Source organism: Nocardioides speluncae, assembly GCF_003121585.1.
GTDB lineage: Bacteria > Actinomycetota > Actinomycetes > Propionibacteriales > Nocardioidaceae > Nocardioides > Nocardioides speluncae.
The window spans coordinates 16230-28514 of record NZ_QEOO01000013.1 but is presented as its reverse complement, the minus strand read 5'-3'; the positions used below and the strand labels follow the sequence as shown (position 1 = coordinate 28514).

General features: G+C 69.3%; 14 protein-coding genes. 5 read left to right on the top strand and 9 right to left on the bottom strand.

Annotated elements, in window-relative coordinates; translation table 11 throughout:
* Positions 1–73 precede the first annotated feature (73 nt).
* The 4 genes from DDV73_RS06590 to DDV73_RS06575 are packed head-to-tail and all read left to right on the top strand — an operon-like array spanning position 74 to position 4669.
* Positions 74–2824, top strand: a complete 2751-nt coding sequence (locus DDV73_RS06590; protein WP_161962305.1) for a glycosyltransferase family 8 protein — start codon at positions 74–76, stop codon at positions 2822–2824.
* Positions 2824–3969 carry a glycosyltransferase family 2 protein gene (locus tag DDV73_RS06585; protein ID WP_240617157.1) on the top strand — a complete coding sequence of 382 codons (1146 nt, stop codon included), beginning with the start codon at positions 2824–2826 and terminating at the stop codon, positions 3967–3969. The genes DDV73_RS06590 and DDV73_RS06585 overlap by 1 nt, the downstream gene beginning before the upstream one ends.
* Before the next feature lie 56 nt (positions 3970–4025).
* Positions 4026–4256 (top strand): CopG family transcriptional regulator, encoded by a 231-nt coding sequence (locus tag DDV73_RS06580; protein ID WP_109506451.1) that lies wholly within the window; start codon positions 4026–4028, stop codon positions 4254–4256.
* Entirely contained in the window at positions 4253–4669 is a 417-nt protein-coding gene (locus tag DDV73_RS06575; RefSeq protein WP_276310094.1) for a PIN domain-containing protein, read from the top strand. The genes DDV73_RS06580 and DDV73_RS06575 overlap by 4 nt, the downstream gene beginning before the upstream one ends.
* A gap of 499 nt (positions 4670–5168) precedes the next feature.
* Here DDV73_RS06575 and DDV73_RS06570 read toward each other — a convergent pair whose 3' ends face one another.
* The 3 genes from DDV73_RS06570 to DDV73_RS06560 form a co-directional block, all read right to left on the bottom strand.
* A complete protein-coding gene (locus DDV73_RS06570) occupies positions 5169–6116 on the bottom strand; it encodes an ABC transporter substrate-binding protein (RefSeq protein ID WP_109506450.1) in 948 nt (315 codons plus the stop codon).
* A 61-nt stretch (positions 6117–6177) separates the two neighbouring features.
* Positions 6178–6912, bottom strand: a complete 735-nt coding sequence (locus DDV73_RS06565) for an ABC transporter permease (RefSeq protein WP_109506449.1) — start codon at positions 6910–6912, stop codon at positions 6178–6180.
* A complete protein-coding gene (locus DDV73_RS06560) occupies positions 6909–7622 on the bottom strand; it encodes an ABC transporter permease (protein ID WP_240617156.1) in 714 nt (237 codons plus the stop codon). Before DDV73_RS06560 ends, DDV73_RS06565 begins: the two co-directional genes overlap by 4 nt.
* 3 nt (positions 7623–7625) lie before the next feature.
* On the opposite strand from DDV73_RS06560, the gene DDV73_RS06555 reads away from it, so the two are divergent.
* The gene (locus tag DDV73_RS06555; protein WP_420818468.1) at positions 7626–8651 is read left to right on the top strand and encodes an ABC transporter ATP-binding protein; all 1026 of its coding nucleotides are present in this window, start codon (positions 7626–7628) and stop codon (positions 8649–8651) included.
* A gap of 206 nt (positions 8652–8857) precedes the next feature.
* On the opposite strand, the gene DDV73_RS06550 is transcribed toward DDV73_RS06555, so the two are convergent.
* From DDV73_RS06550 to folP, 6 genes are all read right to left on the bottom strand, one after another.
* Positions 8858–9376, bottom strand: a complete 519-nt coding sequence (locus DDV73_RS06550; RefSeq protein ID WP_240617155.1) for a coiled-coil domain-containing protein — start codon at positions 9374–9376, stop codon at positions 8858–8860.
* Between the two features lie 79 nt (positions 9377–9455).
* Positions 9456–9944, bottom strand: a complete 489-nt coding sequence (locus DDV73_RS06545) for a DUF3180 domain-containing protein (RefSeq protein WP_109506446.1) — start codon at positions 9942–9944, stop codon at positions 9456–9458.
* Positions 9941–10510, bottom strand: coding sequence for a 2-amino-4-hydroxy-6-hydroxymethyldihydropteridine diphosphokinase (gene folK / locus DDV73_RS06540; protein ID WP_109506445.1), 570 nt, complete (start codon positions 10508–10510; stop codon positions 9941–9943). The genes DDV73_RS06545 and folK overlap by 4 nt, the downstream gene beginning before the upstream one ends.
* Positions 10503–10895: a dihydroneopterin aldolase gene (folB, locus tag DDV73_RS06535; RefSeq protein ID WP_109506444.1), complete on the bottom strand. Its 393-nt coding sequence runs from the start codon at positions 10893–10895 to the stop codon at positions 10503–10505. The genes folK and folB overlap by 8 nt, the downstream gene beginning before the upstream one ends.
* Positions 10892–11305 carry a nuclear transport factor 2 family protein gene (locus DDV73_RS06530; RefSeq protein ID WP_161962304.1) on the bottom strand — a complete coding sequence of 138 codons (414 nt, stop codon included), beginning with the start codon at positions 11303–11305 and terminating at the stop codon, positions 10892–10894. Before DDV73_RS06530 ends, folB begins: the two co-directional genes overlap by 4 nt.
* A 96-nt stretch (positions 11306–11401) precedes the next feature.
* A complete protein-coding gene (gene folP, locus DDV73_RS06525) occupies positions 11402–12250 on the bottom strand; it encodes a dihydropteroate synthase (protein WP_109506442.1) in 849 nt (282 codons plus the stop codon).
* Positions 12251–12285 lie beyond the last annotated feature (35 nt).

Sequence of the window (12285 nt, the reverse complement as noted above, 5' to 3'; positions counted from 1 at the left end):
TAAAATTGGCACGTTCAACTCGCCGCGCTACTACAAATAGGGCGCCATGGTTCCCAGCGGTAGGGTGTGCGCCATGCCCAAGCCCTCCCCACGCGGTGCTGCCGCACGTCTTCTTCGAGCCGGCCGGCGCCGGCGCCACGACGCGTCCGCCCACGCGTCGAACAACACCTCCGCAAAGCCGAGCAACCAGCCCTCGGCCACGGCCGCTGCCGACGACGCTCCCCGCTTCAACGAGCCCTACTGGAAGACCGGCCGCCGGCTCATCGGCCACGCCGCGATGCCGGCGTCTCCGAAAGAGATGGTCTGGAGCAACAAGCTCAACAGCGCCGTGGTCACCGCGGCCGGCCGGGCCAAGGGCCTGTCGGTGTACGCCGAGGAGCTGGCGCGCGGATCGAGCTCGCTGGTCGCGCAGGCGCGGGCCACCCGGCTGCTGATCACGCACAACCAGCGACACACCGCCCGGGCACTCGGTGAGGGCATCGGCACCGAGGAGGCACACCACCTCGGCAACGCGCTGGTGTCGCACGCGATGAAGAACTTCGAGTCGGCGTGGGGCCGGTTCTCGCGGTTCGAACCCGCCCAGCTGGCCGAGCTGGCGCCGGTGGAGGCAGTGCAGTGCGCGCTGTTCGTCGGTACGCCGGAAGCCGTGGCCGTCGCTCGTGCGGTGGCCGAGCGGCCCGCCGACCTGGGGACCCGCGACCTGGTCGAGCTGGCCGGCCGGTTCCTCGTGACCGGCAACCAGGACCTGGCCAAGACGCTGGTGGAGGAGGCCGAGACCCGGCCCGCCGACGAGCTCGACCGGGTGGAGGACGGCGACGACTTCACCGCCCGCGACATCCTCGAGAACGTTCGCCGCTGGTCGCACCCGGCGCCGTCGACCGCCGCCCCCGCCAAGGAGGGCACGGTCAACGTCGCGGTCATCGACTACTACCAGCCCGATCTCTCGCGGGCCTCGCGCAACGTCGGCGACTACGTCCAGACGCTGTCGATGCTCGGCAACCTGGCCCGGTTCCAGAAGGCCCGGTTCACCGGCGACCAGGGGCTCGGCGAGCTGGCGAGCCTCCTCCAGACCCGGGTCCGGCCCGAGCTCCAGCACCAGGACGGCGGCGACGCCGACGTCAACCTGCTGACGATCAGCCGCGACTACAGCGAGGGCGACGACCTCCCGGAGAACACCTGGGGGATCGCGTTCGGCTGGCACATGCACTCGATGTACCTGCTCCGCTACGGGCTGCCGTACCACCCGAACCTGAACCCGCTGTTCATCTCCTTCCACATCAACATGATCAAGCTGCTGACGCCCGAGGCGATCGAGTACCTCAAGGCGCACGGCCCGATCGGCTGCCGCGACTGGACCACCGTCGACGTGCTGCTCAGCGCGGGCGTCGACGCCTTCTTCACCGGCTGCCTGACCACGACCGTGAACGCCGTCTTCCCGCCGCTGGAGGACGTGGACCGCGACCCGGAGGGCGTCGTACTCGCCATCGACTCCCCGGCCAAGAAGATCAAGGCCAACCGGCCGGTCGAGTTCATGACCAACAAGGACCCGAAGTACCGCGCGGTCGGCCTGGTCGAGGGCACCAGGATGGCGATCGACATCCTGGAGGACTACCAGAAGCGGGTGCACCGGATCGTCACCAGCCGGCTGCACGCCTACCTGCCGGCCACCTCGCTCGGGCTGCAGGTCAACTTCAAGCCCGGCAAGATCGGCGACGTCCGCTTCGACGGCTTGCTCGACATGACGCCGGAGGCGCCGGCGTTCGCCGCGATCCGCGACGGGATCCGCGAGCTGATCGCGTCGTCGTTCAACCTGATCCTCGACGGCAAGTCGAGCGACGAGGTCTACGCCCACTGGCGCGAGGTCACCGCGCCGCTGGTCGCCGAAGCCAAGGCCCGCCACGAGGCGCGGCTGCCGGCCGACCCGGACGCGATCGACCTCAACATCGAGGGCATGGTCAAGCAGGTCCAGGCCGGCGCGACGACGTACGGACCGCACGACAAGGTCGACGCCGCCAAGGTCACCGATGTGGCCCTCGCGCTCGACCAGAACCTCAAGCAGCACTTCCCGACCACGCTCGAGTCGCTGATCGAGAACGCCTCCGGCCCGCTTCGGCTGTGGATCCTGGCGCGCGGCCTCGACGCGGACTACCAGAAGTGGATCGCCGCTGCGTGGCCCGAGGTGCCGATGACGTTCCTCAACTTCGACGGCATCGAGTACGGCGACATCACCCGGATGATCCCGCACATCACGGTCTCGACCATGGACCGACTGGTGCTCCCGGACCTGCTTCCCGACCTCAACCGGATCACCTACGTCGACATCGACACGGTGACCGAGGGCGACGTCTGCGAGCTGCACAACGTCGACCTCAAGGGGCTGCCGCTCGCGGCGCGCACCTCGGTCTACTCGGTCACCGACCAGTGGCGGACCGCCGGCAACCTGCTGTCCGCGCAGAAGGCGTCGGACCTGCGGCGGACGATGTCGGCGAAGTTCGACTACGACTTCGACAACTTCAACGCCGGCGTGCTGGTACTCGACCTGCAGCGGATGCGCGAGGACAAGTTCGTCGAGACCTACCTGCCGCTGGTCGGCCGGTTCGGGCTGCACGACCAGGACATCCTGATCATGTACGTCGGCCCCAACCGGGTCGAGCTCGACGAGAAGTGGAACGCGCTGCCGGTCCTGCAGGAGATCGTCGAGCCCGGCATCGTCCACTACGCCGGCGGGCTCAAGCCCTGGAGCGACGAGCTCACGCCGTACCGCGAGCACTGGCAGAAGTACGCCGCACAGGTCGCCGCCCGCGCGGGCGAGCCGCCGGCATAATGTTCGGCCGTCGCCAGCCACTGCTGAGCGTGGTGGTGCCGGTCTATAACGTCGAGGACTACCTGCCGGCCTGCCTGGACAGCGTTCTCGCGTCGCGGCACCGCGCGCTCGACGTGGTGGTCGTCGACGATGGTGCGACCGACTCGTCGGGCGCCATCGCCGACGGGTACGCCGAGCGCGATGACCGGGTGCGCGTCGTACACACGGCGAACGGCGGTCTCGGCGCGGCGCGCAACGTCGGTATGCAGCACGTCCGCGGCGAGTACGTCGCGTTCCTGGACTCCGACGACGTGGTGCCGCCGGCGGCGTACTCGCGGATGGTCGGCTCGCTGACCCGATCCGGGTCGGACTTCGCGACCGGCTCGATCGTGCGCTGGGAGACCGACCGGGGCGGCGAGCTGCACGAGCCGGGCTGGATGCACGGCCTGCACAACCCGCGCTGGCGTGGCATCACCGCCGACCAGCATCCCGAGATCCTCGGTGACGTGTTCGCGTGGAACAAGGTCTTCCGGACCTCGTTCTGGCAGTCGGCCGGCCTGGAGTGGCCGGAGCGGGTCCGCTACGAGGACCAGCCGACGACCACGCGCGCCTACCTCGCCGGCCGCTTCGACGTACTCCCCGACATCGTCTATCACTGGCGGATCCGCGGCGACGGCACGTCGATCACCCAGCAGCGCTCGGCGCTCGCCGACCTCGAGGACCGGATCGCCACCAAGCGGATGGCGCTCGCGTCGGTCGAGGCGCACGGCAACGTGAACACCCGCGAGGTCTTCCTGGAGCGGGTGCTGGCCGGCGATATGCACCGCTACTTCATCGAGATCCCCGGCTGTTCCGACGAATGGTGGACGCTGCTGCAGTCGGCAGTCGTGGAGTTCTGGTCGTCGCGGTCGCTGGTGCACAGCGTGCTCACCCCGCTGCACCGCCTCACCGGCTGGCTGGTCGAGCACGACCGGCGCGCCGACGCCACCGCCGTCATGGAGTACGCCGGCCAGCTGGCCGCCTCCGAAGCCGCACCCGGCCTGGGTGGCGTGCCGGTCCCGTCGACGGGCGAGCCGCCGCGCCTCGACCTGGCGAAGATCAGCGAGGCGTTGAAGGAGGCGAACATCGACCCCGCCGCCCTCACCCTCCGCCCCGACGAGGCCTGAGGCGCGCCTCGTCAACCCACTTGCCCGAGATATCCTACTCGAAGTAGGATTCGACCATGGGTATTCCCGCTGGCGTCGAGAAGCACTCCGTCTCCATCCCCGCGGCCACCTCCGAGGGCGTTCGCGCCCGCGTCGGGTCGCGTGGCTTCTCGGCGTACGTCGCCGGCGCCGTGGCCCGCCAGCTCGAGCGGGACGCCCTCGATGACGCCCTTGCACGCATGGAGGCCGAGCACGGCGTCGTCGACGAGGACGAGGTCGCCGCGATCATGGGCCGGCTGGCCGGGTGATCGTCCGATCCCACTCGATCCTGCTCGACGCCGAAGCGCTCTCGGCTCTAGTGGCCGACGAGCGCCGGCTCCAGGCGTGGGCGACCGTCGCCCGGCGAACCGACTCGACGCTGCACGCATCGACCGTCACACTTGCCGAGGTCACCGACGGAACATCCCGCGACGCCGGAGTACGTCGCGTCGCCAAGTCTCTGCGACTCGAAGTAGTAACCGACGAAATCGGATACCGGGCCGGACGGCTCCGGGCCGTCGCTGCATCGACGCGCCGCAAGCCTCGCGACCTGACGGTCGATGCGGTCGTCGCAGCCACTGCGCTCGCCTTGCCGGCGCCCGTCGTCTTGCTGACCTCGGATCCTGACGACCTGCGGTTACTCCTTGCCGACACCGCAGTCAAGGTCGAGAGGATCGGGTAGACCGGCGACATGCACCGGTACCTCATCGAGATCCCGGCTCCTTGGCGAGTGGTGGGCGCTGCCGCCGTCGGCCGCGGTGGAGTTCTTGGCGTCCCGCTCACTGACCAACAGCGTCCTGACCCCGCTGTACCGCCTGGCTGGTCGAGCAGGACCGGTGTGCCGACGCTACCGCCGTCATGGAGTACGCCGAGCAGCTGGCCGCCTCCGAGGCAGCCCCGGGTTGGGCGGCGTGGCGGTGCCGCACACGGGCGAGCCGGCGCGCCTCGACCTGGCGAGGATCAGCACGGCGTTGGACGAGCGCAGCATCGGCCCCGCCGCCCTCGCCCTCCGACCGGGCGAAGCCTAACCTCGCGGGTGGTCGAGCAGCGAGCGCCAGCAACCGCAGCATCGCGGTCGCGGCCACGCGGCCGCGGTGCTGGGGCCGTCATCGAGACCACCATGACGCGCCGTGGTCTCGACGACGGTTGCTAGCGCAACCTGCTCGACCACCCGAGAGAGGTCAGATGAGGCCGGCGCCCTCGAGGAAGTCCTTGGCGACGTCCTCCGGCTTGGCCCGCTCGACAGCAACCTGACCGTTAAGGTCGGTCAGCCGATCGGTATCCAGCGCCGCCATCAGGGCGTTCAGGGTCTCCTCGAGGTCGGGGTGCTCGGCAAGGAAGTCCGAGCTGACCGCCGGGATCAGGTTCTGAGCCGGCTGGATCTGCTTGTCGTCCTCCAGCAGCACCAGACTCTGCGATTCCAAGGTGCCGTCGGTAGTTGCAGTCTCTCCAAGCTGCGCCTCGCCGTCGATCACCGCCCGGTTCACTGAATCGCCTCCGTAGCCGAGCGGCAGAATCTTGGTGACCTTGATGCCGTAGACGTCCGTCAGGCCACCCTCACAGTCGGGGCGGCCCTTGCAGTCCGGGGCGCCGGCGAGGACGATCTCCTTGCCCTCGAGGTCGGACAGCTTGGTGACACGCTCGCTCTCGGAGTACTCCTCGGTCACGAAGAACGCGTTGGTGTCCGCGGCCGCCGACGGTGCCAGCAGCGTGATCCCTTCGGCGTCGAGCAGCGACTGGGCGTTGGTGATCGACTCGGCCGCGTCGGAGGTCGTCAGCGGCTCGGACTCCGGCCCGTTCTTGGTGGTGTTGAGGTAGTCGACGATGCCGCCGACATACTCCGGGACGATGTCGTAGTCCCCGGGGAACTCCTGCATGTAGATGTCGCGTGTGCCGACCAGGTCGACGGTGACGTCGTACCCCTCGGCCGTCAGCAGCTGCTCGTAGATGCTCGCCATCAGGGTCGCCTCTGGGAAGTTCTGCCCGGTCAGCCGCACCTCCCCGCCGCCCGAGCCCGCGCTGGGTGAGTCGTCGCCCTCGTCCTTCGCGAGGTCGTCCCCCGCACAGGCGCCCACGAGAAGCACCGCTCCAGTCGCGACCGTCGCCGCGAGAATCCGTCGTACCTGCATCTCAAAACTCACCTTCTGTGTCCCGTGACCGGTCGGCCACGCGTGTCCGGATCCTGCATCTCTATTTCGCAGCGGGTTCAGGCGCCGCCTCAGCCTTGCGGCCGGTCGTGCTCCGGGGCAACGGGTTGACCGCCCGCTGGATTCCCGCGGCGCCGAGCTCGAGTGCCAGGGCAACCAGCGCGACCACCACGGCACCGGCGATGCCCTTGCCGTAGTAGGAGTTGTAGAAGCCGTCGGTGATCACGCGGCCGAGCCCGGGTCCGGCGACCAGCGCCGCGATCGTCGCGGTCGCCCACACCTGCACCAGCGCCAGCCGGACGCCGGCGACCACCAGCGGCAGCGCCAGCGGCAGCTCGACCCGCCAGAACTTCTGGGTGCCGTGCATGCCCATCCCGTCGGCCGCCTCCTTCACGTCGGCCGGCACCTCGCGCATCGCGATGTAGGCGTTGGTGATGATCGGCGGCAGCGCGAACGCCGCCAGCGCGAGCAGCGTGGCCAGCCCGGCGCGGCCGTAGGGACCGAACGTGTCGACCCCCGGCCAGTCGGCGGTGACCAGCAGGCCGAGCAGCGCGAACGTCGGGATCGCCCGGCCGACGTTGCTGATGTTGATCGCGAGGAACCCGCCTCGGCCGAGGTGGCCCAGCCAGAGCGCGATCGGCAGCCCGATCGCGACCGCGATCCCCAACGCTGTCACCGACAGCAGCAGCTGCTGGAGCAGCAGCGCCAGCATCCCCTCGTCGCCGCGCCAGTTGGCCAGCGTGGTGAGGTACTCCCAGGTGTCTCCGAAGACGCTCATACCCGCGCTCCCCTCGTCCAGGGCGTCAGCAGCCGTTGCGAGAGCACTAGGAGTACGTCGAGCAGTACGGCGATCAGCACGCAGAGCACGCACGCCGCCAGCAGCTGGGCGCGGAAGTTGTCACGCACCCCAGAGGCAATCAGATTTCCCAACCCGCCGTGATCCACGAGCGTGCCGACCGTGGTGAGCGCGACCGTCGACACCGTCGCCACCCGCAGCCCGCCCATGATCACCGGCAGAGCGAGCGGCAGCTCGATCTTGAAGAGCTGCTTGGCCGGCGAGTAGCCGAGGCCCTTCGCCGACTCGCGCACGTCCGCGGGCACCGCACCGAAGCCGTCGAGCATGCCGCGCACCAGGATCGTCAGCGCGTACAGCGCCAGCCCGACCACCACCGTGGTCTGGCTGATGCCGGTGAACGGCACCAGCAGCGGGAACAGCGCCAGCGACGGGATCGTGTAGAGCCCGGTGGACACCCCGAGGATCGCCCCTTGCAGCCGCGGAATCCGGCGGGCGATCAGCGCCAGCGGAAACGCGATCGCCAGGCCGAGCACTATCGCCGACGCGGTGATCACGAGGTGCTCGACGGTGGCGTCGACCAGCTCCTGCTGGCGATCGGAGAGGTACTGCCCGCACCACCAGTCGTTGACCAGCCGGCTGTAACAGCTCGGCTCAGTCTCCGCAGCAGTGTCGGCGGGCACGAGTAGGGTCACGGCATGGACGTTACCGGGGGCCACCCCCAAGACGAGTCAGGCACCGATGACGATTCGATGATCCGGCTCGAGGGAGTCGGGAAGACGTACGCCGACGGCACCACCGCCGTCCACGCTCTCGACCTCGACGTCGCCCGCGGCGAGATTGTCTGCCTGGTCGGTCCGTCCGGTTGCGGTAAGTCCACGACGCTCAAGATGATCAACCGTCTCATCGAGCCGACCACCGGGCGGATCTTCCTGGACGGCAAGGACGTCACCAAGTCCGACCCGGTCGCGCTGCGCCGCGGCATCGGCTACGTCATCCAGCAGATCGGCCTCTTCCCCCACCAGAAGATCGTCACCAACGTGATGACCGTGCCGCTGCTGTACGGCGAGTCCAAGGCCGTCGCGCGGGAGCGTGCGCACGAGCTGATGGAGCTGGTCGGCCTCGACCCGGCGACGTACTCCGACCGCTACCCGCACCATCTCTCCGGCGGCCAGCGGCAGCGCGTCGGCGTGGCCCGCGCGCTCGCGGCCAACCCGCCGGTGCTGCTGATGGATGAGCCGTTCGGTGCCGTCGACCCGGTGGTCCGCGGGCGGCTGCAGGACGAGTTCCTGCGCCTGCAGCGCGAGCTCGGCAAGACCGTCGTCCTGGTCACCCACGACATCGACGAGGCGGTGAAGATGGGCGACCGGGTCGCGGTCTTCGCCACCGGCGGCCGCCTGGCTCAGTACGACGTACCCGCCGCCGTCCTCGGCAACCCCGCCGATGAGTTCGTGGCCGACTTCGTCGGATCCTCCCGCGGCCTGCGCCGGCTCGCGGTGACTCCGATCGACCCGGACCACCTCGAGCCCATCGGCACCCACAAGACCGGCGACCTCGCCGGCGCCATCGACGTCGACTCCTCGCTGGAGGACGCCCTGGCCGAGCTGATGCGCGCCGACCAGCCTGTGCTCGGCGTCCGTCGTGGCGCAGAGTTCCTGGGCGTGCTCACGCCCAACGGCATCCACTCAGCGCTGCGTCAGTCCGTCAACACCAACTCCCACTGACCCGAAACCCACGACCGGGCGCCCAATGACCCGCCGGCGGGCGTGGGCGCGGGCAGGCGCTGGGCAGCGTCAAGCGGCTTGGCCGCGGCGCGCGCCAACGGCGCGCAACCAAGGGCGAGCATCAGGCGCGCGACGCGCCGCCGCAGCGCCCCGCGCCTGCCCGGGCGCGCGCCCGCCGGTGGATCACGCCCGAAACAACAACCCCGCTACGCGTGCTTCCGCGCCGGCTCCTTGGCCGCGACTTCCCAGGCTGCCAGCTCGGCCTTGAGGTCGTCGATCCGCTGCTCGAGCTCGGCGACCCGGTTGGTGAGCTCGGCGACCCGGATCTCGGCGGCGGTGGTGGCCTTCTCGGACTCGCCGAGGCGCTTCTCGGCGGCATCGGCGCGACGGGCCTCGGCGCTGCGCTGAAGGGTCAGCTCGGCGACCTTCTTCTGGGTCGCGGACAGCTCGTTCTCCAGCTGGTGGATGGTGCGCTGCCGGTCCATGATCCGGTCGGCCATGGTGGCGGCGAACCGGCGGTTGTCCTCGGTCCGCTCGGCCGTCATCTCGGCGTACGCCTGCGCCTGCTTCTTCAGCTCGTTGCCGGCATCGCGCCGGGACTGCATCAGCTCACTGTGAGTGATCCGGGTCGCGGCGGCGCCGAGGGCCACGGCCACGATCGCGGAGACAGTCACCAGGACGGCAGACCCGCTGAGCACCGCACCGATCACGAGTAGTGCTGACACAGCGAGAAGAACGCAGGCGACTAAAAGTCGCACACTACGTTGACGACGACGGACGGCAGGGGAAGACATGCCACACAGGTTAAAGGTCGGTGTCGTCCTTTCGGACCCGACACGCGCGCTCTAGGGCCCCAGCGGCGATCACGATCAGCAGCCCGGCGACCCCAGCGACCAGCGACCGGAACAGCCGCTGGCCAGCCAGTTCGGTGTTCAGGCCGATCCAGCTGACGGCGTACCCGAAGTAGCCGCCGCAGACCAGCGCACCGACCAGCGCACACGCCTTCGCGAGCACCAGCCGGTTGACCGCCTGATGCGGCTGGAGCCGCTCCCGCCGGACGTGTACGGCGCGCCAGGTCAGCCATGCCGTCGCGCCCAGGATCGCGGCGACGAAGAACAGCACGCCGACCGGCGCCCAGGTGACGATCGGGGCGGTCTCCTGGAAGCTCTCGGACAGCGGCCGGAGCACCCAGCCGCCGACCAGTCCGACCAGTCCCCAGCCGACCAGAACGCCGGTCGGGGTGGTTCGGACTCGTCCCGGCTCAGGCGAGCCGGGCGTGGGATCTTCGGTCACTGAACCTGGAGGACCAGGTCGTCTCGGCGTGACACGACGTGACGGTCGACCTTCTCCAGCAGCTCGGCGATCGGGCCGGCGTCCAGCAGGACGGCGTCGGGCTCGACGTCGTACCAGGGCTGGAGCACGAAGGCCCGCTCGTGCGCCTTCGGGTGCGGCAGCTTCAGGGTGGGCAGGTCGCTGCGCCGGTCGCCGACCACGATCAGGTCGACGTCGAGGGTGCGCGGCGCGTTCTGGACATCGGTGCGCTCGCGCTCGTAGGCGTCCTCGATCGCCAGTGCCCGGTCCAGCAGCGTTGCCACCGGCAGCGTGGTGTCGAGCAGGACAACGGCATTGAGGAACTTGCCCGAACCTTCCGGCGCGTCGACGGGCTCGGTCTCGTAGACCGGTGAGATGTTGGTGAGCCAGACGTCCGGAGTGTCCGCGAGAGTGTCGACGGCTCCTTGCAGGGCGTCCATCCGCTCGCCGAGGTTCGATCCGAGGGCAAGCACCGCACGTCGGATCGGGTGCATCTCGCCGGTGAGACTGTCGGCGTCGATGATGTGCGGGTTGGGCGTCTCAGTCACTCGTCAGCTCTCCGTCACTCGTCTGCGGCCGTTGCCGCAACACTGTCAGCGCGACGTCCGAGTACGTCGCGTCGATGGGGGCCTCCGGCTTGTGCACCGTCACCCTGGTCCATTCAACACGGTCGTCCAAGAGGCAGACGTCCGCGATGCGCTGGGCCAGGGTTTCGATCAGATCGACCGGATCGTTCTCAACGGCAACTTTCACCGAAGCCACGAGGCTGCCGTAGTCGACGGTCTCCCGCAAGTCGTCAGAAGTGGCCGCGGGACGGGTATCCAGCCCCAGCGTGACGTCAATCACGAAGTTCTGACCTTCGCGCCGCTCGAAGTCGAAAACGCCGTGATGGCCGAAGCACTCGATCCCCGTGATCGAGATCTCGTCCGTCACGCCTCCGGCTCCGGGCGGAGCACCGGAACCACGGGCCCGGCGTGGTGGTGCCAGATCCGCCAGCCGTCCGGCGTACGGCGGAACAGGTTGGTGGTGCCGAGCCGCGAGTAGTCGACCAGCTGCAGCTCGGTCGGCACTGTGGTCACGCAGTTCTCGACGCAGACCACCCGGGCCACGTCGCCCACGACGGCGACCGAGACCTCGGAGACGAAGAACTGGGTGCCGGTGCCGTTGACCTGGTCGACCAGCTCGTCGAACGTCGCGAGCATGACGTCCCCGGCCTCCGGGTCGACGCCCGGGTGGACGCTGACGACGTCGTCGGAGTCCAGCCACATCGACCGCAGCTGCGCCTTGTCGCCTGCTTCCCAGGCCTCGTAGAAGGCCTCGTTAGCGGCGATCACCGCTTCCACGTCTGAGAGTGTGCCAGTACGTTCCGACAAGTCGTAACCTCTCCGGACAGTTGGTAGGGCCACCGATTGGTGGCCTTGCATCTCGCGAAGAATCCGTCACTGCTCCCGGTAGCGTGCGACGACCCGCACGGCATCCATGCTCCCACGCACCTCGTGCACACGGACACCCCACACATGGTGCAAAGCAGCCAATGTGGTCAAAGCGATATTGGCATTTTCGCGGTCGTAAACGGGCCGCGGCGCGCCGTCTTCCCCTGCGAGTAGCGATCCGAGAAAGGACTTCCTGCTGGATCCGACCAGAAGTGGATATCCGATGTCCGCAATCCGGTCCAGGCGCCGGATCAGCTCCCAGTTGTGATCCGGGGTCTTCGCGAAGCCCAGGCCGGGATCGAGGACCAGCCGGTCGGGCCTGATCCCGGCGACGACCGCGTCGTGGGCGCGGGCGGCGAGCTCGCTGCGGACGGCGGCGACCACGCCGCCGGGTGCGTCGTACACGGCGTGCTTGTGCATCTGGTCGCTGTGGGCGCGCCAGTGCATCGCGATGTACGCCGCCTGCCGGTCCGCGACCACCTTGAGAATCCGCGGGTCGGCCAGGCCGCCGGAGACGTCGTTGACGACCAGCGCGCCGGCGTCGAGCGCGGCCTCGGCGACCTCCGAGCGCATCGTGTCCACCGACACGACCGCACCGCCGGAGGCGAGTTCGCGGATCACCGGGATGACGCGGTCGAGCTCCTCGGCGAGCACCGGTCGAGTGGCGCCGGGCCGGGTCGACTCGCCCCCGACGTCGAGCAGGTCGGCGCCCTCCTCGAGCAGGTCCCGGCCGTGGGTGACCGCGGCAGCAAGCTCGGCCCAGCGGCCGCCGTCTGAGAACGAATCGGGGGTCACGTTGACCACGCCCATCACTCGCGGACGGTCGAGCGGTTCGAAGAGCTTGGCCAGGTCCATGAGTGGTACGCCGTCGTCGTTGGTGGCTGGTTGGT

Bases quoted from the DNA above. Each gene is read 5' to 3' on its own strand.
- DDV73_RS06565 (WP_109506449.1), bottom strand. From the start codon at position 6,912: ATGAGCGTCTTCGGAGACACCTGGGAGTACCTCACCACGCTGGCCAAC.
- folP (WP_109506442.1), bottom strand. From the start codon at position 12,250: ATGGACCTGGCCAAGCTCTTCGAACCGCTCGACCGTCCGCGAGTGATG.
- DDV73_RS06580 (WP_109506451.1), top strand. From the start codon at position 4,026: ATGGGTATTCCCGCTGGCGTCGAGAAGCACTCCGTCTCCATCCCCGCG.
- DDV73_RS06555 (WP_420818468.1), top strand. From the start codon at position 7,626: ATGGACGTTACCGGGGGCCACCCCCAAGACGAGTCAGGCACCGATGAC.
- DDV73_RS06590 (WP_161962305.1), top strand. From the start codon at position 74: ATGCCCAAGCCCTCCCCACGCGGTGCTGCCGCACGTCTTCTTCGAGCC.
- DDV73_RS06570 (WP_109506450.1), bottom strand. From the start codon at position 6,116: ATGCAGGTACGACGGATTCTCGCGGCGACGGTCGCGACTGGAGCGGTG.
- DDV73_RS06585 (WP_240617157.1), top strand. From the start codon at position 2,824: ATGTTCGGCCGTCGCCAGCCACTGCTGAGCGTGGTGGTGCCGGTCTAT.